14 protein-coding genes and 3 pseudogenes are annotated in these 22,411 nt (G+C 35.2%); 16 read left to right on the top strand and 1 reads right to left on the bottom strand.

Annotation, left to right across the window (positions count from 1 at the left end):
• Positions 1-3: 3 nt before the first annotated feature.
• The 6 genes and pseudogenes from ACGH49_RS06910 to ACGH49_RS06885 all read left to right on the top strand — a co-directional run bounded on the left by ACGH49_RS06910 (position 4) and on the right by ACGH49_RS06885 (position 6,750).
• On the top strand, positions 4-720 hold the full coding sequence (locus tag ACGH49_RS06910) for a C40 family peptidase (protein ID WP_141674003.1): 717 nt from the start codon (positions 4-6) through the stop codon (positions 718-720).
• Positions 663-1,220, top strand: coding sequence for a tail assembly protein (locus ACGH49_RS06905; RefSeq protein ID WP_065606413.1), 558 nt, complete (start codon positions 663-665; stop codon positions 1,218-1,220). Before ACGH49_RS06910 ends, ACGH49_RS06905 begins: the two co-directional genes overlap by 58 nt.
• Positions 1,213-2,676: pseudogene (locus ACGH49_RS06900) on the top strand (host specificity protein J); the annotation flags it as partial. The gene ACGH49_RS06905 and the pseudogene ACGH49_RS06900, both read left to right, overlap by 8 nt.
• Before the next feature lie 1,239 nt (positions 2,677-3,915).
• Positions 3,916-4,095: pseudogene (locus ACGH49_RS06895) on the top strand (phage tail tip protein); the annotation flags it as partial.
• Positions 4,096-4,455: 360 nt separating this feature from the next.
• Positions 4,456-5,763, top strand: a pseudogene (locus ACGH49_RS06890) (prophage tail fiber N-terminal domain-containing protein); the annotation flags it as partial.
• A 378-nt stretch (positions 5,764-6,141) separates the two neighbouring features.
• Positions 6,142-6,750 carry a tail fiber assembly protein gene (locus ACGH49_RS06885; protein WP_411588770.1) on the top strand — a complete coding sequence of 203 codons (609 nt, stop codon included), beginning with the start codon at positions 6,142-6,144 and terminating at the stop codon, positions 6,748-6,750.
• A gap of 2 nt (positions 6,751-6,752) precedes the next feature.
• Here ACGH49_RS06885 and ACGH49_RS06880 read toward each other — a convergent pair whose 3' ends face one another.
• The gene (locus tag ACGH49_RS06880; RefSeq protein WP_411588769.1) at positions 6,753-6,968 is read right to left on the bottom strand and encodes a hypothetical protein; all 216 of its coding nucleotides are present in this window, start codon (positions 6,966-6,968) and stop codon (positions 6,753-6,755) included.
• Between the two features lie 750 nt (positions 6,969-7,718).
• Here ACGH49_RS06880 and ACGH49_RS06875 point away from each other — a divergent pair.
• The 10 genes from ACGH49_RS06875 (at position 7,719) to ACGH49_RS06830 (ending at position 22,411) form a co-directional block, all read left to right on the top strand.
• Positions 7,719-8,981 carry an SIR2 family protein gene (locus ACGH49_RS06875; RefSeq protein WP_411588768.1) on the top strand — a complete coding sequence of 421 codons (1,263 nt, stop codon included), beginning with the start codon at positions 7,719-7,721 and terminating at the stop codon, positions 8,979-8,981.
• 343 nt (positions 8,982-9,324) lie between these two features.
• The gene (locus tag ACGH49_RS06870) at positions 9,325-10,302 is read left to right on the top strand and encodes an HlyD family secretion protein (RefSeq protein ID WP_411588767.1); all 978 of its coding nucleotides are present in this window, start codon (positions 9,325-9,327) and stop codon (positions 10,300-10,302) included.
• Positions 10,303-10,344: 42 nt separating this feature from the next.
• Positions 10,345-11,505 (top strand): ABC transporter permease, encoded by a 1,161-nt coding sequence (locus ACGH49_RS06865; protein WP_411588766.1) that lies wholly within the window; start codon positions 10,345-10,347, stop codon positions 11,503-11,505.
• Positions 11,502-12,692 carry an ABC transporter permease gene (locus tag ACGH49_RS06860; RefSeq protein ID WP_297223739.1) on the top strand — a complete coding sequence of 397 codons (1,191 nt, stop codon included), beginning with the start codon at positions 11,502-11,504 and terminating at the stop codon, positions 12,690-12,692. The genes ACGH49_RS06865 and ACGH49_RS06860 overlap by 4 nt, the downstream gene beginning before the upstream one ends.
• 285 nt (positions 12,693-12,977) lie before the next feature.
• Positions 12,978-13,697 (top strand): epoxyqueuosine reductase QueH, encoded by a 720-nt coding sequence (locus tag ACGH49_RS06855; protein ID WP_065560076.1) that lies wholly within the window; start codon positions 12,978-12,980, stop codon positions 13,695-13,697.
• 188 nt (positions 13,698-13,885) lie between these two features.
• Entirely contained in the window at positions 13,886-18,160 is a 4,275-nt protein-coding gene (locus tag ACGH49_RS06850; RefSeq protein ID WP_411588765.1) for an acyl-CoA dehydratase activase-related protein, read from the top strand.
• 79 nt (positions 18,161-18,239) lie between these two features.
• Entirely contained in the window at positions 18,240-18,848 is a 609-nt protein-coding gene (locus ACGH49_RS06845) for a CDP-alcohol phosphatidyltransferase family protein (protein ID WP_411588763.1), read from the top strand.
• An 11-nt stretch (positions 18,849-18,859) separates the two neighbouring features.
• The gene (locus tag ACGH49_RS06840) at positions 18,860-20,611 is read left to right on the top strand and encodes a bifunctional alpha/beta hydrolase/class I SAM-dependent methyltransferase (RefSeq protein WP_411588762.1); all 1,752 of its coding nucleotides are present in this window, start codon (positions 18,860-18,862) and stop codon (positions 20,609-20,611) included.
• Positions 20,611-21,948: a dual specificity protein phosphatase family protein gene (locus ACGH49_RS06835; protein WP_411588760.1), complete on the top strand. Its 1,338-nt coding sequence runs from the start codon at positions 20,611-20,613 to the stop codon at positions 21,946-21,948. The genes ACGH49_RS06840 and ACGH49_RS06835 overlap by 1 nt, the downstream gene beginning before the upstream one ends.
• Positions 21,935-22,411 carry a hypothetical protein gene (locus ACGH49_RS06830; protein WP_411588758.1) on the top strand — a complete coding sequence of 159 codons (477 nt, stop codon included), beginning with the start codon at positions 21,935-21,937 and terminating at the stop codon, positions 22,409-22,411. Before ACGH49_RS06835 ends, ACGH49_RS06830 begins: the two co-directional genes overlap by 14 nt.

Here is a 22,411-nt window from a genome sequence, read left to right as displayed (position 1 = left end):
TTAATCATGAAAACACAAATACTTAATCACGCTAAACAATGCGGTGAGGCTGAGTGCTGCGGATTTGTTATTGATAATAAAACCTATCTGCCATGCAACAATATCTCATCCACACCAACCGAAACATTCGAAATAGCAACCGAGGATTGGATAACGGCAGAACAGCAAGGAGAGATAACCGCTGTAGTCCATTCTCACCCAAACGGTTTACCGATACTCAGCCAAGCCGACCAGTTTTATCAGCAACAAACGGGGGTGGATTGGTGGCTAGTTTGTGATAACAAAATTCACAAATTCAGATACATTAAGCCACTGCTTGGTCGTGAATTCAAGCACGGCAAGACTGACTGCTTAACACTAGTACGAGATGCGTACATGTTAACGGGTATCGATTTACCGGATTACGAACGGCAAGATGATTGGTGGCATAACGGGCAAAATCTCTACTTAGATTTACTACCTAAAAATGAGTTTGAACAAGTTGAAGACGTTCAAGAAGGCGATGTTATCTTGGTTTGTCTTGGCTCAACAACACCTAATCATGCAGCCATTTATATCGGCAATCAATTCATCCTACATCATTGCCCAAACCGTCTCTCGAAAAGAGATTTATATGACGGGTTTTGGCTTAAGTACACACATTCAATATGGAGGCATAAGAAATGGCAATTGTCAGGCTTTACGGCAATCTTAAACAATATGGCGATAAGTTCAATCTGAATGTTGAAACGGCAGCAGAAGCGATGAATGGCTTGTATTGTCAAATCAAAGGATTAAAGCAAAAAATCATGGACGGCTATTTCCGCGTGCGAATTAACGGCGTAGATATGAACGAGGGCAATTTACAGTTCGGGCTACACAGTCGAATACCTCAGGACGCTGTTATTCATATTGTACCTAAAACAGAGGGCGCAAAAGGTGGAGCATTCAGCTTTATCGCTGGTGCGGTGATGTTCGTTGTAGGGGCTATTTTTTACTGGACACCTGCAGGTTATCCATTAATGGCAGCAGGATTGGGCTTAATGATTGGCGGTGTGGCCATGATGTTAACCAAGCTACCCAAAACAGATAAATCAGCAGACGGCGGTACCAATAAAAATACCTATTTTTCTAATCTGGACAACACGATAGCGCAGGGCGCACCTGTGCCACTTTGTTATGGATTAACAAAAATAGGCTCTAAAGTTTTATCACAAGGGTTGGATACAATAGATGGGTAAAGGTTCAAAAAAGGCAAAAACGCCTAGCGAAGCTCGTGACAATCTTAAGTCACATCAGCAACTTAGTATTATTGATTTACTATGCGAGGGGCAGATAGAAGGTCCATTAAACGGGCTACAAAGCGTATTTTTAAACGACACGCCAATTCAGGCGTCTGACGGCTCTTATAATTTTAAAGGTGTTGACGCCGAATGGACGGCGGGTATTCAGTCACAGGCGCCGCTTGAAGGCTTTCCTGCTACTGAAAACGAAGTACCTGTTAATTTGGAAGTGAAAGCAACAACGCCGATTGTGAGAACCATTACCGACCCAAACATTGACCGAGTTCGAGTTACGGTTGGCGTGCAATCGTTAAGTTCAACAGATAATAACGGCAATATCAACGGAACGTCGGTATCAATGGAAATTCAAATCGGCACAGGAGATATCTGGAAAACGGTAAAAAGGGTTGATTTGATCGATAAAAAAACACGCTCACAGTATTTAACTTCGGTCATTTTAGATGATTTGCCGCCAAAACCATTTAACATTCGAGTTGTGCGTAGAACGCAAGATAGTACATCATCACTGTTAGTTAATAATACGCTATGGAGTTCGTACACTGAAATTTACGATACTAAATTTTCATACCCGAACACCGCAGTGGTTGGCTTGAAGTTTGATTCATCGCAGTTTAGTGGTGTGCCTCGCCGTAATTATCTTATTAAAGGTATGATAGTTAAAGTGCCTGATAACTACAACCCTGAAACGAGAGAGTATAAAGGCTTTTGGGTGGGTAACTTCAAATTGGCTTGGACCAATAACCCAGCGTGGATATTTTACGACATACTAACTAATACACGTTACGGCATGGGTAATCGAATCAGTCGGTTTGGTGTCGATAAATTTGCATTATATACAATTGCTCAATATTGTGACCAGTTGGTTGACGATGGTTTTGGCGGTAAAGAGCCAAGATTTACATGTAATTGCTACATTACTGAGCAACGACAAGCGTATGATGTTATCCACGACCTGTGTTCAATATTCCGAGCTATGCCAATTTGGGACGGCACGCAGTATACAGCAGTGATGGATAGACCAAGTGACCCTGTAGCAATTTATGCAAATGCTAATGTTGTGGATGGGCAGTTCAACTACACATCAGCAGCACAAAAATCACGGCATACGGCTGTTCATGTGCGTTATATTGACCCTAATAACAATTGGGAAACAACAACTGAATATGTTGCTGATGATGAGCTAATTAAACGATTTGGGCTGAATGTAGCGCAAATCGATGCGTTTGGTTGTACGTCGAGAGGTCAGGCTCACAGAGTTGGTAAATGGTTAATTCAAACTGAAAAATTGGAAACACAAACCGTTACATTTAGCGTGGGTCGTGAAGGTATCCGTCATTTACCAGGTGATATCATTGGTATCGCTGACAATGATTTTGCAGGTACTACAATCGGTGGGCGAATTTTAGAAGCAAACGGCAGCACGATTACGTTAGACCGTGACATTGACATTAAAAACATGAAAAGTGCGTATTTAAGTGTGACTGACACAAATATGCAACTACAAAAAGTCAAAATCCAAGCACAAATTAAACCTAATCAAGTTGTTTTGGTGAGCAGCGTTAGTGTTGATGAGTATTCTGTCTGGGGTCTATATGACAATAAAATCAAACCACGCTTGTTCAAAGCAATAACCATTGCTGAAAATAGTGACGGTACTTATTCAATCACTGCGTTGCAACATGAACCGCAAAAAGAGGCGATAGTAGATAACGGGGCAAAATTTGAAGCGGAAAGCGGCACTATTTTCGGATGGTCAATTCCACCCGTTGAGCAACTACAAGCTGAAATAACCCCCGAATCAGACTTATATCAAGCTCGCTTGTCATGGTCTACACCGAGAACAATTCAAAACTTGAAGTTTGAAGTAAAAGTGTATCGTGATGATAAATTGATTAGCAGGGAAACGGTTAACGATACCGAGTATTATTTATCAGACTTGCAACAAGGCAAGTTTATCGCAACAGTTAGAGGGGTAGCGGAAGATGGACGATTAGGCGATGAAACCACGATTGCATTTTCTATTCTGCCGCCAGCTAAACCATCGGGTTTAGTGTTAACACCAAGCAGCTTTAACGTAGCAATTCGACCAGTAATGACTTCTGTATCGAGTTTGGGTACACAATTCGAATTCTACAAAGGCACAACAAAGGCAGAGGTTGAAGCAAAAACTAATTATCTTGGTCGAGCCATGACACTGACTGATGTTGATTGCCAACCCGATACCGAATACTGGTATGGCGTGAATGCAGTTAATGTAGTTGGTCGTTCAGAGATGTTCATAGCTAACACTCGGACGCTAATTGCAGAAAATGGCGCTGGGGGAGTATTTAGAATTCAAACTCACGACGGTAGATTTCCGCAAAATGATGATGCAACTCAAATGTTTTATCGTGAATTTGGGTTTTATCCGGCCCGTGATACCACGTTAATTATCTACTCATTAAATGGCGTTGGCAAAGTAGCACACTCTGAGGCAAGAATGTACAACGGCGCTTATTGGGTTGAACCTGCTATGTTTTTGGACGGTGATTTAATTGCTACTGGCACAATGCGAGGCGATAGGTTAATCGCTGGTACAGAAATCAAAGCACCGTTAATCACAGGCGGCAAAATGGTTGCCGGTAATGTTATTAGCTCAGGCAATCCGCCCGCATTTGAACTGCTTGAGGACGGCACGCTAAACGCTAGACGAGCTAATGTCTCGGGTAATATTTATGCAAATTCAGGGCAATTAAACAATGTTGTCATTAATGAAAATTGTCGAATTAACGGTAAGTTGACGGCAACGCAAATCGTTGGTGACATTGTAAAAGTCGCGCAATTAAATACGGGCGGTGAGCTAAAAATTTCTGCCGAGCCATTTACTCGTATTGTAAGCACATCTCAAATTTTTGTTTGTGCGCTTTACGGCTCAAATTCTGGCGGTATGAGTTCATTTTATGACATAAAAATAGACAATAAATTGGTTTTTAGTTTACGCGCAAGAACTAATGATTCACAACACAATACAGATATTCACCAGGGATGTATGATTTATGAAATTCCAGCAAACAAAGACATAATAATTGAAGCGACCGGCTCAAAACGCGGCTGTCCTCGTACAGTTAATTTATATATCACTAAAAAATAACAACCGCCTAGTGCGGTTTTTTATTATCTGGAGAAAATTATTATGGCAAAAATATCAGGAGTATTAACAGACGGTGCGGGTAATATTATTAACAACTGCACTATCGTGTTATACGCAAAAAAAACAACAAGCAAAGTACTAACACAAACGCAAGCATTTCAAGTAGCAAATAATGGTAGTTACACGATGAACGTATTGCCGTGTGACTATGAAGTAAAGTTAATTATAAATGGATTTCCGCCAAAGAAGCTTGGCACAATTAAGGTGTTTTCTGACTCAAAAGACGGTACATTAAATGATTTTTTACTGAATCCCGCTGAGAGTGAAATTACGCCCGCAATACTGAGAGAGGTTATTGATGCCAAGAATCATGCGGGTAAATCTGCTGAAAAAGCAGCGAATTCAGAACGTAATAGTAAAACATCTGAAACGAATACAAAAATTAGTGCTGATAATGCAAAAAACAGTGAAACGAAAGCAAATAATTTCGCACAATCTGCAAGCGCATCAGCTGCGACAGCAACCAACGCTAACACTTCAGCTAAATCGTATTCGGATTCAGCAAAAAGCAGTGCAGATAGTGCGAGTTCATCAGCAACAGCGTCACGCAACTCAGCTCAACAATCTAGCAATAGTGCGAATGCAGCTAAAGCATCAGAGAATAACGCTAAAACATCAGAGCAAGAAGCTGCAAAATCAGCTGTTAATGCTAAAAACTGGGCGTCTACTGTTGACACTTCTAAACTATTGAAAGTTTTAGGTAATTTATCGAATACAAACATAAACAATCTAACTGGGATGAATGAAGGTATTTATTTTCAAGGCAGAAATGTACAGGCGATTATTGAGAATGGGTACCCAATTAATCAGGCCGGTACGTTGCAGGTTTTTAAAAACGGCGCTGACGGAGCTGGATGTTGTCAGATTTATACAACATATAAAAATTCTCGACAGTTTATTAGAAATTATCTGGGAGCCCCAAAAACTTGGGAACCATGGGTCGAATTATACACATCTGCAAATAAGGAACTATTGAATTTAACCGATAAATTCAAATCGCTGCCGTTTGAGTCTGTAATGTTTTCGCCTAGCAAACGATATCACGCGACAGTTCGTGATGACGGGGTTTTCGGTTTTTTTGATAAAAATTCAGCTAATCAAAACTTATCTTGGGCGGTAGACTCAACGGGCGGACTAGTTCACGGTTTTGTTGATGCAAATAAAATTCGCGGACTAGATGATTTTATTAATAACTTTATTCCGGTCGGAGTTCCTTTACCGTATCCGTCCGTTACGCCGCCAGAGGGTTGGTTGATTTGCAACGGTTGGCGGTTTGATAAAACAAAATATCCACGTCTTGCTAAGGCATACCCATCCGGTTTTTTACCAGACCTGCGAGCAAATGTTATACGAGGTTTAGACGCAGGGCGTGGCATTGACATTGATCGCGCAATATTGAGCGAACAAGGTGACGCAATGAGAAACTTAACTGGCACATTTGGTTTTGAATCAAATGTAGGCGGAGGCACCGGCAACGCTAATGTCAGCGGTGCTTTTTACTTAGTTCAAGATTCGCGTAAACACATAGGTGGAGACGTTGCAGAAGGGAATTCACTAATAGTATTAGATGCGTCAAGACAAGTTCCGACTGCCAATGAGTTTCGAGCTCGGAATGTCGCATTTTTATATATAGTTCGTGCAGCATAATTTAATATAGGAGTAATATTTATGAAATATCAATTACAACCACAAACAGCAGAATTTGGTGAGGACGGGTTTGCTGTTAAAGCTGGTTACGTGTTAGTTTATAATACACACCCGACAACGGGCGAGTTCATTAACGCAACATACGAATACATTTCTGTTGGCATAGGTTTGCCTGATTATCTACATTTAGACGCTCCGCAGGCAGTTGAAGATGATAAAGCGATTGTTAGTGTTGACAATAAATGGGTATACCCTGCAGATCACCGAGGAAAAAAAATCTACTCAATAGAAAACGGTGCAGAATCAACAGTAACAGAAATCGGCGATATTCCGAATGATCACACGCTATTAAAGCCGTCTAGCGAGTTTGACACGTGGAATGGTGAGGCGTGGGTATTAGATGAAAATAAACAGCATCAACACGATGTTGACGTAGCAACAGCACAAAAAAAACAGCTATTAAATGAAGCTACTACGCAAATTGATTATCTACAAGATGCAATTGATACAGAAATAGCAACTGATGAAGAAAAAGCGTTGTATTCAGCATGGAAAAAATATCGTGCTTTACTAAATCGTATTGATGTTGATACTGCGCCAGCAATAACGTGGCCAGAAAAACCACAATAACATCAAAACACACTATCAATTTTCAACTTACAATACTCAACAGCGTCTTCTAACATCACAAAATCAGCGATATCGTATAGTGCTTTCTGCGTTTGATAGAATACATAATTGTGCTCGTCGTCGCTGTTGATAATGTAGCACTCGCCCGTGATTTCAATTTCGTAATCTTCTGGCGCCATTCGTATGTAAATTGGTAGTGTGTAGTTTATTGTTATCATGATAAGCGAAGTTAGAATTTTTTTGGGTATTTTATATTGATTGTATTTTGATGTGAATTTATGATGTGAAATTATGGAGAGCAGATCACAAAAATGTTTGCGCCATATTTGTGCCGTAGATAATGTAAAATAAACTAAAAAATAGTGAATAAATGAACAGCAATTAGTTTGGCTAACCTCTTATCTGATTGATTTATAATAAATTAAAATTACGCTATAAAATAATACGTGTCACTCATAATCGATTGGTCACTGGTTCAAGTCCAGTAGGGGCCACCATTAAATGTTTTATCAACTTTTATCAACTTTTATCACTTTTCATTTTAATAAATAAAATCAGTAAGCTATATAAAATAATTCCTATAGATCGTTATCTCATGCACACATTTCTATCAGCAAACTTGCCAACCACTTAGGAATAGGCAAATCAATCTTAGATAAATGGATTAGACAACTAGCCCCGAATAAAATTAGCCATCGAGAGTTAACGACTGAGCAACAGCGGATTATGGCGTTAGAAGAAAAGATTAAAGAACTAAAAATGGCCAATGATATACTAAAAAAGACGCTTGTGTATTTCATCAACAATTAACATATATTATTCATGACTGTTACTACAAAACAAGGAAGATAGCTAATAAAGCACTGTTGAATATATTAAAATCTATTTTAATTGTGTATGGGCTTTGTGAAAATTGAATAATCGTATATAATTTGTTTATTTTCTGTGTATTAAATAGGTTGTAAACGATGAAAATTTATTCAAAAGATACTATTAAAGATGGCAAAACATATATTGAACTTACTGATGATAATGAAAAGGCCCAATACTTTGGTCCATATATCAATAAAATATTAGATGTTGAGAATCTTATTATCCTTGCAGGCTCAGGAACTTCCTTAACCTTCAATACTACAGAAGAAACGAAAATAGCTCCTAGTATGCAGGATTTGTGGGATTTGTGCAAAACTGGCTATGAGCATGGATTTGATGATATTTTAGCACTTACTAACTATGAAAAACTTCAAGAAGTTAAAATTGATACTAATGTAGGTGCAGGTAAAATATTTAAACCAGATATAGAACTATTATTGTCAATATGTGATTCAATTATAGCTCTGGATAGTGTTAAGGAAGATGATAAAAATAAGATTCAAAATTTTGTAAAGATCGCTAAAAATACAATTTTAAGGGCAACAGACTTTACTAAAAAAATCAAAGAAGAAGACTGGAAAACACATAATAAATTTATTCGAATATTCTCTCGTAGGGGCATTAAACAGAAAAGATTAAAGCTCTTTACTACTAATTATGACCTAGCTTTCGAAACTGCCTCATCAAATACAGGAACTATTATTATAGATGGTTTTGAGTATGCTAATCCTTCCTATTTTAACCCAATGTGGTTTAGCTATGACATAGTAAATCGTAGATTGACCCAAGATAGAGTTGCTGGATATATACCAAATGTGATGCAACTCTATAAAATTCATGGTTCTATTGATTGGTTCAAAATTCAAGGTCGTGTGGGTAAAATAACTGGGACATCACTATTAAATATTGATCAAAGTTATGATCCAGTTTTTATTTATTCAGGTATTAATAAATTCCAAAAATCTTATGAATCACCATATTTGGATATGATGAGTGCTTTTTTAAATGCATTACAGAAACCGAAAACTGCATTGTTGTGCTTAGGATTCGGATTTAATAACAAATATATTAATGATGCTATTACTATGGCATTAAGAACAAATCCTGATTTCATGTTAATGGTTGGAACAAGAAATATTTCAAAATATAGAAGCTCAATTAATTCACAAATTAAAAAACTTCTAGAAACTTCAATTGAGCAGGGAGATGGACGTATTGCATTAGTGGATGCAACATTTGAAGAATTCGTTAATGCTATTCCAGAACGAGCAATTAGTAATCCAGAAGAGCAATTATTTGGAAAATTTGAAAATGTTTTATCCCTTATGAATTCGGAGACTACTACAAATGTAAAATAATAAAATGATTTTCTTCTTATGATTCTTTCTATTTTTCACCCATAATTTTCATTTATATCATAGAATCGGCTTCTGTATACTTTTGGGAACAGGGATTAATTAAAAACGCAAAGTGGTCTACAGACTAAAAATAAATTTATGTTTGAAAAACATACTGCGGTTAGTTGATAAATGATTTATACAAATATTTTTAATTAATGATTAAAAATTAAATAAAGATAAATATTTTTTAATCGTTAACACATATAACAGTATATATTTTATTGCGTATTTAAGTGTTTGGCTTTATATTATTTTCAATACTAATATTGCAATTTTGCTTTAACCTTTATAAGCCCAATTTATGCATAAAAAACGTTTCTCTTTGATTGTAGCGATCATTGCTGTTATTGCTATGGTTGTTATTATATATTTTGCTTATCAACCTAGTACTATTATTTTGCAAGGTGAAGTTGAATCTAATCGTGTTGATGTTGCTGCCAGAGTTCAAGGTCGAGTAAATCAATTTAATTATGATGTTGGTGACGATGTTAAGCAGGGTGAAGTTCTTCTTACTCTTTCAAATCCTGCATTGTTAGCTCAGCTTGCAACAGCAGAAGCGCAATTAAAAGTAGCAATGGCGAGTCGTGATAATACTTATAGCACTAGACCAGAAACAATTGATGTGCAAAAAGCGCAGTTAGATAAAGCTAAATCAGATTTAGATTTAGCTCAAACTAGCTATGAAAGAATTAATCGCTTAGCTAAAAATGGCACTGTTTCAAAGCAAAGCTATGATGAATCCTTTAATCAATATCAAGCGGCCATTAAAGCTTATGAAGCCGCTAAAGCTAACTTATCACTAGCCGAAAACGGTAGCAGTGTAGAACAGAAAAAATTAGCCGATGTGCAAGTTGAACAATCAGAATCAGCATTGGCGCAAGTAAAAGCTGATGTTAATGAATTAACTTTAGTTTCTCCAATTAACGGTCAAATTACGACTCGAGTTGCTGAAACAGGGCAATTATACAGTCCAGGTACTCCGCTTTATTCTATTATTGATTTAAATGATATTTGGTTTACTTTTAATATACGTGAAGATTTGCTGGGAAACCTTAAAGTTGGTGATACGTTTCAAGTAAGAGTACCGGCATTAAATAATCAGATTATAGATGTTAAAGTCACTGTATTAAATGCTTTAGGTCAATATGCGAATTGGCAGGCGACTAAAGCAACGGGTGATTTTGACTTAAAGACTTTTGAAATGCGTGCTAAACCAATTAATAAAGTGTCAGGTCTCCGCCCAGGAATGAGTGTTACTACAAAGTGGCAATCTCGCTAGCTTGAATAATATCGAGATTTTAGACAAAAAGGAACGATATTAATGTATCACCGGCTATTTCAAGTAATTGGATGGGAACTTCGTAAATTAATTAAACAACGTATTTTGTGTTTATTAGTTTTCATCTATCCTTTATTATTTATTTTTTTATTTTTTTATATGTACCATGCCGGTGTTATTACTCAGGTACCTATTGCTGTTGTTGATCAAGATACAACCAAATCATCTCGCTTATTGATTCAACAAGTTGCTGCTTCACCTCAGCTACAGGTAGCTGAACGTTATCAAGATCTTACCTCAGCTAAACATGCGTTGATTAAAGGTGATGTTTATGCTGTGCTTTTCATTCAGCATGAGTTTGAAAAAGATCTTATAGCTGGTCATCAGCCAGAAGTTGTCGCTTTTTATAATAATCAGTATATGTCAGCTGGAACGATTATTTTTCGGGCGATGAGTTCCGCATTGAAAACAGCAAATAGTCAAATAGTATTGCAAGGATTATTAGAAAAAGGAATTGCTTCACCAGTTGCACAAAGCCAAATGCAAACTATACCGACAAGTTTACATCCTTTATATAATCCAACTTTAAATTATCTATATACGTTAATTAGTGGTTTAATTCCTACTATATTACAAATCATTATTATGATGGCCATGGTTACTAGTATTACTCGTGATCGTTTTACTGGAACGGGGTATCAGCAAATATTAAAATTAGCTAATCATAATATTTTTATCTTTTTATTAGGACGCATTATTCCTTATTTTATCTATTTTTTATTTTGCTTGATTCTATTTGATACGGTTTTAATTGCTAATTTTAATTTACCTTTAAATGGACATTTAATATTGCTTATACTTGGTGATATAGGCTTTATTTTGACTTCATGTTTGTATGGCATTTTCTTTGGTTTAACGGGATCAACACTAGCACAAGCTTATGGCACTGCAAGCTTAGTAGCATCACCTGCGTTTGGATTTACTGGGCTTATTTTCCCTCGGATTGCAATGAATACCTTTGCTTATATTTGGAGTGCTTTATTACCTGTAACATGGTATATACAAATTCGTCTTGATCAAACATTAAGATCGCCAAATATAGTAACTTCCTTACAACCGTTTGTTTATTTAGTGATCCAATTAAGTGTTATGGCTATTCTTGTTTATCTTTTTTTACGAAAGATCCGTAGGCGGTTGATATGATTAAATCTTTACTATTAATTTCCTATGATGAATTAAAACGAATTTTCCAAACCAAAGCGATAGTTAGCGTTATGTTTGTGGGAATATTTATCTATTTCATCTTTTACCCACAACCTTATTTACATGAAGCAATCCGAGATGTTCCTATTGCTGTTATTGACCAAGATCATACCAATTACAGTCGAGATCTAGTAAGACAACTTGATGCTAATAAGTCCATCAATATAGACTTACATATTGCAGACTTAGAAACGGCTAAAAAACTTATCGAAGAACGTAAAATATATGGAGTTGTACTCATACCTTACCGTTTTCAAAAGAATATATTAGAAGGAAAAACTAGCCCAGTGTCATATTATGGCGATGCGAGCTATATTTTAATTTATAGTAATGTTGCTACCGCCATTAATACCGTTGCCAGTAATTTTGGCGCTAAAATTTCAATTTCACGCAAAATAGCGCAAGGTGTCGACCCTGCAGTGGCAAATAATAATGTTTCTCCTTTTAATAGCCAGTTAATTAGTTTATTTAATCCTCAATCAGGATATGCAACCTATATTATTCCAGCCGCTTTTATTTTGATCTTAAATCAGACATTATTTATCGGTAGTATTTTATGCCGTCTATTTAGTAAAAATTCTGATTTTGAAATAGCCTTTATTAATAAACAGAATCACACGGTTTCATCGGCATTATTCCTGCTTTCTGGTAAATTATTGACTTATTTAGTGCTTTATTTAATCTATTTTATTATTTATACCGTATTTGCTAACTATTGGTATGACTTACCGCGCCTAAGTCATCTATCTGTTTCCTTACTATTTATTCTTCCTTTTATTTTGTCCACTTCGTTATTAGGTAAAATTGTTTCATATTTTGTCCATACGGTAAGTGATGTGTTTTGCTTAATTATACCGTCAAGTATGATTATCTTTTTTGTTACAGGATTATCTTGGCCAAAAGAATTGATGCCTCCTTTGTTCCATTTTATTGGCTATATATTTCCAGCTGTACCAGCTATAGTAGGGTCAGTAAAAATAAATCAAATGGGAGCAAGTTTTTCCGAATTTAGTCAGCAATATTGGCATTTGTGGATATTAACCATTGTCTATTTTTGTATCGCATTTATTTTAGAAAAACGTTATGTTCAAAAGATAATGTCGACAAATGCTAGGAGAGAAAATTAAATTAGCAATAGTTCATTTATTATAAATAATCAAATAAAAATTGATTGATACAACAACGTCAGCAATGGCACTAATTTGCAGCTGTATTAATATGTTTGAATTTCTTTTTTAGCTTTATGATAAACCTCATTTGTTATATATAAAAATATGTCAGTTTCATAAAGTTAGATATAGAATTTTAGTTTTTTCCTTGAAGGTTAGTGTGTATAGCTATATCATAATTGGCCGACTAAGATCTTAGTTAGCTAGACCCCAAAAAATAGAAAACAAAATAAATGAGTCCCCATGTTAATTAATGCTAAAAATATTCTCGAAAAATTAAATCCACATAATAAAGTAAATTACGATTCTGTTTTAAAAGAAGTGATTAATAATTGGCAATCAGAATCAGTTCGACCAAAGTTATTAATTCATAGTTGTTGTGCACCTTGTAGTACTTATGTTTTAGAGTATTTAGCACAATATGCAGATATTACGATTTATTTTGCTAATTCTAATATCCATCCTAGAGTTGAATATGAGCACCGTAGTGTGGTGCAACAGAAATTTATTGCTGACTTTAATCAAAAAACAGGTAATAACGTTCAATTCTTAGAAGCACCTTATCAGCCAGCAGAATTTATTAAACAAGTTGGTCATTTGCGTGATGCGCCCGAAGGCGGCGAGCGTTGTCATATTTGTTACAAAATGCGATTAGATCTGGCCGCAATTAAAGCACAAGAATTGGGCTTTGACTATTTTGCAAGTGCTTTAACACTAAGCCCTAAAAAGAATAGCCAAAAAATAAACGAACTGGGGTTTGAAATTCAAGAGATCTTTTCGGTCAATTATCTACCTTCTGATTTCAAAAAAAATAACGGTTATAAACGCTCTATTGAATTATGCAAGGAGTATGATGTGTATCGTCAATGTTATTGCGGTTGTATTTTTGCTGCCAAAGCACAAGGTGTTGATTTGAAAAATGTGATTGCGATAGCTAAGCAAGGATTAGAGAAGGACTTGTAACATTTATTTATAAAAATATACTGAAACGTATAGTTACCGGAAACTTTTTGACACTGTTATTATCTACTGAGAGATATTTTTTAAACAGAACTATTAAAAAATTTAAACATTTAGCTATAATTGTCATTTATAAAAATAAAATTAATTTTTTAATAGTTAGCTATATTCTTGCTAAATGTGAGTTTATTATGTCAAAACTATATAAGTTAGGATTGGATGTTGGTTCTACAACAGCTAAATGTGTGTTACTTGATGAGCATGATAACTTTGTGTATACCAATTATGTTCGCCATAATACCCATGTTATAGCAACTGTGTTGCGATTATTAGATGAGATAGTACAAAAACTTGGCAATAATATTATCTTGTCGGTGAAAGTGACTGGTTCGGCAGGAATGGGGATTTCGGAAAAAGCAGAGATTGCTTTTATTCAAGAAGTGGTAGCTGCTTCAGAAGTTGTGCAACGAAAATATTCCGAAGTAAGAACATTGATTGATATAGGGGGAGAAGATAGTAAGATGATCTTCTTCTTCCCAGATCGTCCACCAGATATTCGTATGAATGGCAGTTGTGCTGGTGGAACTGGAGCGTTTATTGATCAGATGGCAACGTTACTTAATACTCCAGTTCAACAATTCGATCTTCTCGCCCAAAATCACAACAAAATTTACCCAATCGCTTCTCGTTGTGGTGTTTTTGCTAAAACCGATGTCCAAAATCTGATTAGTCGTAACGTTTCAAAAGAAAATATCGCATATTCTGTTTTGCATGCCGTTTGTATTCAGTTAGTTAACACCTTAGCGCGTGGTTATGACGTTGTACCAAAAGTGATGTTAATTGGTGGACCATTTTCATTTATTCCAACACTTGGTAAAGCGGCTTTAGAGACTTTAAAGCTAACTGAAGATCAAATTGTAAAAACTGAACATCCCACCTTATTGTCGGCTTGGGGAGCTGCAATTCATTTTTTGGATCGTACTGAACTTTCAATTACTGATTTTATTGCAAAATTAAATGCCTCAACAAAAATAACCACTAAACAGTCTTTTAGATTAAATCCATTATTTAATAAATTATTGCCTTTTGATGATTGGAAAAAACAAAGAAAATATATTGAAATTCCTAAAATTGAGCTAGCTGATTATCAAAAACAAAACGCTTTTTTAGGTATTGATAGTGGATCTACAACTACAAAAATTACCTTAGTTGGTGAAGATGATGAGTTGCTTTTTACCTATTATGCACCAAATAATGGTCACTCTATTGGTGCTTTAAGCAAAGGTTTAACACAATTAAAGCAAGAAATTGCATCATCAAGTAAAAACATTGTTATTGCTCGCACAGGTGTTACAGGTTATGGCGAAGAGCTATTAAAAGCAGCTTTTGCTTTTGACGATGGACTTGTTGAAACGATGGCGCATTTTGCCGCTGCAAAACATATCGATCCTGAGGTAAGCTTTGTAATGGATATCGGCGGCCAAGATATGAAAGCTATTTTTATATCCAATGGTGTTGTTAATCATATTGAACTTAATGAAGCTTGTTCATCAGGATGTGGGTCGTTTATTGAAACATTTGCTAAATCACTTAATTTTAATACGATCGACTTTGCTGATGCGGCTTGTAAATCAACAAGCCCTTGCGATTTAGGTACACGATGCACTGTTTTTATGAATTCTAAAGTTAAACAAGCTTTGCGCGAGAATGCTACCGTTGGTGATATTTCAGCTGGGTTGGCTTTTTCAGTCATAAAAAATGCGATTCACAAAGTATTAAAACTCCACGATATGCGAAAACTAGGTGATCATATTGTGGTACAAGGAGGAACTTTTAAAAATCCAGCAGTTTTTAGAGCGTTAGAACAATTAACTGGTGCACAAATTACGAGTTCTAATATACCTGAATTAATGGGGGCTTATGGCTCTGCATTAGTAGTAAAAAATCACTATCAACAAAACCCAATAGCATCAACATTTATTGGTTTAAACAATTTATACAAAGCCGAAGATAACAAAGCTAAACCTTCGCGTTGTAAAGGGTGCGAAAATAAATGCGATATTGTAATTTATCGTTTTGCTAATGGGAAACGCTATTATTCAGGCAATAAATGTGAACGTTTTTTAAGTAATAATCCTCAAAAAGATAACAATTCATTTAATATGTTTGATTATAAAAATGCGTTGTTATTTGATCGTATTGCAATTTCAACCTCTGATGTAAAAATTAATATTGGTATTCCGCGAGTGTTAGGGCAATACGAAAATTTTCCTTTTTGGCATACGTTATTAACTCACAGTGGCATTAAAGTTACTCTTTCGCCATTTTCGACCAATGCTATTTATGAAAAAGGGGCAGGAACAGTCATGTCTGATAGTGTTTGTTTTCCTGCTAAGTTGGTGCATGGGCACATTATGGAACTTATTGAACAAAAGGTTGATCGTATTTTTATGCCCATGGTGGTTTTTGAGTTTGCGCAGTTTGATAATGCTGTGAATAGTTATAACTGTCCAATAGTCAGTAGTTATGCTGAAGTGGTAAATAGTGCTATTAATCCCGAAATTAAATATGGCTTGCCAATTGATCATCCGGTTATTAATTTCACCAATATTAAATTACTTAAAAAAGGCTGTATTAAATATTTAACTTCGTTAGGTATTAATAAAGCTGTGGCAGAGAAAGCATTTTCTAGTGCAATAATTGCTCAATCTGAATTTAAAAAATCACTTTATAATAAAGCAATTGAAGTCTTAAATAATGCTAAACAAACAGGACGTTATGTATTTGTTTTAGCGGGGCGTCCTTATCATAGTGACAGTTTAATAAACCATAAAACTCCCGAAATCTTAAATGCACTTGGTTGCGATGTGATTACTGAAGATTCGGTATTGGGAGCGATCAATCAATTGTCACCAGAACTACAAATTTGTTCACAGTGGAGTTATCCAAATCGTTTATATGCTGCGGCAACCTTTGTGGCACAACAAGCAAATAATATTCAATTCGTTCAACTCAATTCATTCGGTTGCGGACCTGATGCGATTGTCACCGATGAATGTAAAGCGATATTAGAATCAAAAGGCAAAACCTGCACGATTATTCGTGTTGATGAAATTTCAGCAACGGGATCCGTTCGTTTACGTTTGCGGTCAATAATTGAATCTATCCGTATGAATCACCAACAGCCATTAAAATCTCTTGAACGTAAAAAAATAGATATTTTTAATAAACAAGATAAACAGCGTAGGACGATACTAGCTCCGTTTCTTTCTGACTTTTATTCGCCAATTTTACCGTCAGTATTTGCATTATTGGGCTATAAACTAGAAACATTGCCAAAACCAGATAAAACTTCGGTTGAGTGGGGATTAAGATATTGTAATAACGAGATTTGCTATCCAGCAACCATTATTGTTGGCGATATTATCAAAGCTCTTCAATCTGGTAAGTATAATCGTGACGAAGTTGCGATTGGAATTACTCAGACAGGGGGACAGTGTCGTGCAAGTAGTTATCTATCATTAATTAAAAAGGCCATGATTAGTAATGGTTTTGAAGATATACCAATCATATCACTTAGTCCTAAGAACATGAATCAGAGTGAACAGCCAGGTTTTAAAATTAATTGGCTTAAAGCACTGCCAACTTCTTTTTTTGCTATGTTGTTTACTGATTCATTAGCTAAAATGTATTACGCTGTAGCGCCTAGAGCAAAGATAAAACAACAAGTTGATCAACTCAAGGATCTTTACATAAGAAAATTAGAGCAGGCTATTAGTCAGTATAAAGGTCATAAAGCAATTTATACACTATTAGCCGAAGCAGTTGCTGATTTTAACCAAGTAGAAGTTCTAAACAAAAATTGCCCACAAATTGGTATTGTAGGTGAAATCTATGTTAAATATAATAATTTTGGTAACCAACACAGTATTGATTGGTTAATTGATCAAGGCATTGAGCCAGTGATACCTCCAATGCTCGAATTTTTTGTTCAAGGCTTTGTAAATTTTGATAGTAATATTGATAATCACCTTGAATCGAAAAGGTATCTTTCCTATTTATTACACTTTTTTGAGAAGATTGCACAACGTTATATTGATAAAACTAATCAAATTCTGGCTAATTTTAAATATTATCAACCATTTCATAATATCCGTGATATAGCAAAAAAAGCTGAACAAATTCTTAATTTAAGTAACCAATTTGGAGAAGGCTGGTTGATTCCAGCAGGCATCATGAGTTTTGCTGAGTATGGTATTAACAATGTCATTAGTTTGCAACCTTTTGGCTGTATTGCTAATCATGTGGTTTCAAAAGGTGTTGAAAAACGTATGCGTGACTTGAATCCTAAACTTAATTTATTGTATTTGGATTTTGATGATGGAGCGGGAGAAGTGAACGTGCTAAATCGTTTACATTTTATTGTTAGCTCATTAAGGTATACCCAATTACAACGTATTTTTTAATCATTATAATGACATATAACTATGTGATAATGTATAAAATTATTCATAGTAATGCATTTACAAGGAGGATCAGTTAGTTGTGTTGTCGATTTATCAATTAAAACCAAAATTTCAAGCATTACTTAGACCATATGCCAATGCTCTTTATAAAGCAAATTTTACCGCCAATCAAGTAACATTAATAGCTGGATTTGGATCGATTTTTATCGCTTTGATTGTTGGAGTATTAGCCAAATATCAATGGATTTTTTTTCTTATTCCAATATGGATGTTTATCCGTATGGCACTTAATGCCATTGATGGTATATTAGCAAGAGAATATTACCAAAAATCAAATTTAGGTGCTTATTTAAACGAAATTTGTGATGTTGTGTCTGATAGCGCATTGTTACTCATTTTTACACAAATTGAATGTGTCAATAACTATTTAGTCATTTTAGTGGTTTTATTGTCGTTATTAACAGAATACAGTGGCGTGCTAGGTGTTATGATTGGTGCTTCACGGCGGTATGATGGACCAATGGGTAAGAGCGATCGAGCATTTGTGCTTGGTGGAATTAGTCTAGCGATTGCCACTTATTTATTACCTTTAAGTTACATCAATGCGCTATTATGGATCATTAGTATTTTGCTTGTTTGTACTGTAATTAACAGAATACGAAATGGCATTCAAGAAGTCCAAAAATAACGAGGGGAAATATGCGTCAACAGCAACAAAAAACATTTATTAGTTATGATGGCTGTCAGTTATTCTATCGCTATTGGCCTGTTATTGATAGCAATGCTAATCAACCTAAAGCAATAGTCATTTTTCATCGTGGGCATGAACATTCAGGACGTGTTGCACATCTTGCTGATGAATTAAATCTACCAGATTATCAAATCTTTGCTTGGGATGCTAGAGGTAATGGTCAATCAGAAGGTGAGCGAGGTGATGCTCCTAATTTTGCAACATTAATTAAAGATGCTAACTGTTTCATTGAACACATCATGCAGGAGTATAACCTCCGTCAAGAAGATATTGCTATTATAGCCCAAAGTGTTGGTGCTGTGATTGCTTCGGCATGGGTACATGACTATGTGCCAAATATTCGTGCCTTGGTATTAGGTTCACCAGCTTTTAGCGTAAAATTATATGTACCATTAGCGGTGCCAGGATTGAAATTACTATATAATTTGAAAGGGAATTTTTTTGTTAATAGTTATGTCAAACCTAATTTATTAACGCATGATTTAGAAAGAGCAACTTCGTTTACAAAAGACCCATTAATTACTCGACCTATTTCTGTACGACTTTTGCTTGATTTATATTCAGTATCAGATCGTGTTGTTAAAGATGCAAATGCAATTACCGTCCCAACACAATTGTTAGTTTCTGGATCGGATTATGTAGTAAGACGAAAACCGCAAAGACAGTTTTACGATAATTTGGGCACACAACAAAAAGAATTTCACATTCTCCCAGGGTTTTATCATGATACATTTGGCGAAAAAGAACGAAAATTCGCTATCGATCGTGCAAGACGATTTATTATTGGTTGTTTCGCCAATCAAATTTGTGTACCGCCATTAGTTAATGCTGATCTTGTAGGATATACTAGGCAAGAAGCAGATAATTTAACGATGCCTCCATCGGGTTTGATTAAACCTATATACTGGAAGTTTATTAAAGCCAATTTAAAATATGTCAGTAAAATATCTGACGGAATTAGGCTTGGTATCGATACGGGATTTGATTCGGGTAGTGCGCTTGATTATGTTTACCGTAATGAACCATCGGGAACATCAAAATTGGGGCGTTTTTTTGATTATGTTTATTTACAATCTATTGGTTGGCGAGGAATTCGACAACGAAAAGTACATCTTGAAGAGCTATTAAAACTAGCTATCAATAAATTATATGATCAGAACTATTCTGTCGATATTGTTGATATAGCAGCAGGGCATGGGCGTTATATTTTAGAAACGATTAATCAAATTGCCAATAAACCCAATTCGATTTTACTACGAGATTATAGTGATATTAATGTGCTTGCAGGTCAAACATTAATAGAAGAGAAAGGATTAGTAAATATAGCACGTTTTGAAAAAGGTGATGCTTTTAATCGTGAGCAACTAGCCCAATTATCACCTAAACCAACTTTAGCTGTTGTATCTGGTTTGTATGAGCTGTTTAGTGATAATCAGTTGCTACGTAACTCTTTATCTGGCCTTGCTGACTCAATACCTGAAGGGGGATATTTAATTTATACCAATCAGCCATGGCATCCTCAATTGGAATTTATAGCAAGAGCGTTAACATCACATCGTGATGGTCAACCATGGATTATGCGAAGACGAACTCAACGTGAAATGGATCAGTTGGTTGCAACTGCTGGGTTTAAAAAAATAACAATGCGTATTGATCAGTGGGGGATTTTTACTGTATCGCTAGCACAACGAATAAAATAATGGATAAAGTAAAACTAGGATTTAATAAGCTAACTATTTATAAGTTTATATGGTTAATTTGTTTAGCTATTTTCTTTTTTACTAGCTATAATTTTGCCAATTGGTTTACCTCTACACGTAGTGATGTAGGAAGTATAGTTTTTAAATGGGAACATTCAATTCCATTGTGGTCTTGGTCTATCGTACCTTATTGGTCGATAGACCTTATGTATGGACTAGCAATATTACTTGTTTGCTCTCATCGAGCTCTAAAAATACTTTGTCTTCGACTTTTATCCGCTCAGATTATTTGTATTATCTGTTTTTTGATTTTTCCGCTTAAGTTTTCTTTTGAGCTCCCAACATTAGATGGATTATCGGGATTATTATTTGATATTTTGATGGGATTTGATAAACCTTTTAATCAAGCGCCATCGCTTCACATTACATTATTGGTTATTTTATGGCAATTTTATGTTGGCTATTTTCGTGGTGTGAGGCGCTATATTTTACATATTTGGTGTTTATTAATTGCTTTATCTGTATTAACAACTTGGCAACATCACTTTTTTGACGTCCCTACAGGGGTCGGAGTAGGGTGTTTCTGTATTTGGTTATGGCCAAATGATAGTCTATCACCAATAAAAAATTACCAATTACCTAAGCAGTATTTTTGGAGTAGCGTTTATTTTTTACTGTTTGCATTTTCCTTTTCTATTGCTATTTACTTTTATTCATGGGCATTATGGTTATTATGGTTTTCTGTTGCATTTTTATTAGTTTCAGTAAACTATTTATTAGTTGGTACAGTCGGTTTTCAAAAACAGACTAATGGAAAATTTAATCTTGCAGTTACTATTTTATATCTGCCTTATTTTGTGATTATATGGGTTAATTCACGATTGTGGACATTTAAAAATAAGTCGGTAGATTTGATTTGTGATAATGTTTATTTAGGTAGAATACCTTCCAATAATACTTTGCGCACAAATCATTTTTTCTCAATTGTTGATCTTTGCGCTGAATTACCAATTCCTCATTTTAATGGTCAGTACAATCTCATCCCTGTATTAGATATGACGCCACTGACGATTGAACAATGTCAGCAAGCAGCTGAAATTATTAATCAGCATTACAAAAAAGGTAAATTATTAGTCTGTTGTGCTTTGGGATATTCGCGCAGTGCTACCGCAATTATTGCTTGGTTATTGTTAACTAAAAGAGCATCGAACTTAGATGAAGCAATAAGTATGGTAAAAGAACGCCGTCATACAATTGTTATTACAGCCAAGCAACGAATAATTTTGTTAGACTGGTTTTTACAAATAAAAAAAGGAAGTCAGTATGTTAAATCATGATGAACCCAAAAAATTTACAACAGATTGTCAAACATCACTTGTGACATTTTGTAGTTTACTGACTATCAGTTTATCAATTGGTTTATTATTGTTATTTTTCACTATTACAGCATTATGCTTTGGATTGATCTCTAATTGGATGATTAACAATGCTTTACCATTAACCTTATTTTGTTTTGCTGCTTTTATTATGGGACTGATTGGGATTTATTACACATTACGAATTCAGTTTGATAAACAACTGTTTAAATATTTGTCTACTCGCAATAAACAACTCGCCAATACACTTATTGAGTTAGATAATGCACTGTTAACCCTTCATTTAATTAAGTCCAATCAGTTAACAAAACGGACTATCATTGAACGCCAACAAGGTACGTTAAGGTTATTTAGAAAACAAATAACATTACTGATTATACAAATTATATTGTTAATAGGAGCATGGTTTAGTGGCATTATCTAG

This window comes from Gilliamella sp. BG7 (genome assembly GCF_046635565.1).
Taxonomy (GTDB): Bacteria; Pseudomonadota; Gammaproteobacteria; order Enterobacterales; family Orbaceae; genus Gilliamella; species Gilliamella apicola_P.
This window is presented reverse-complemented; position numbering and strand designations above follow the sequence as displayed.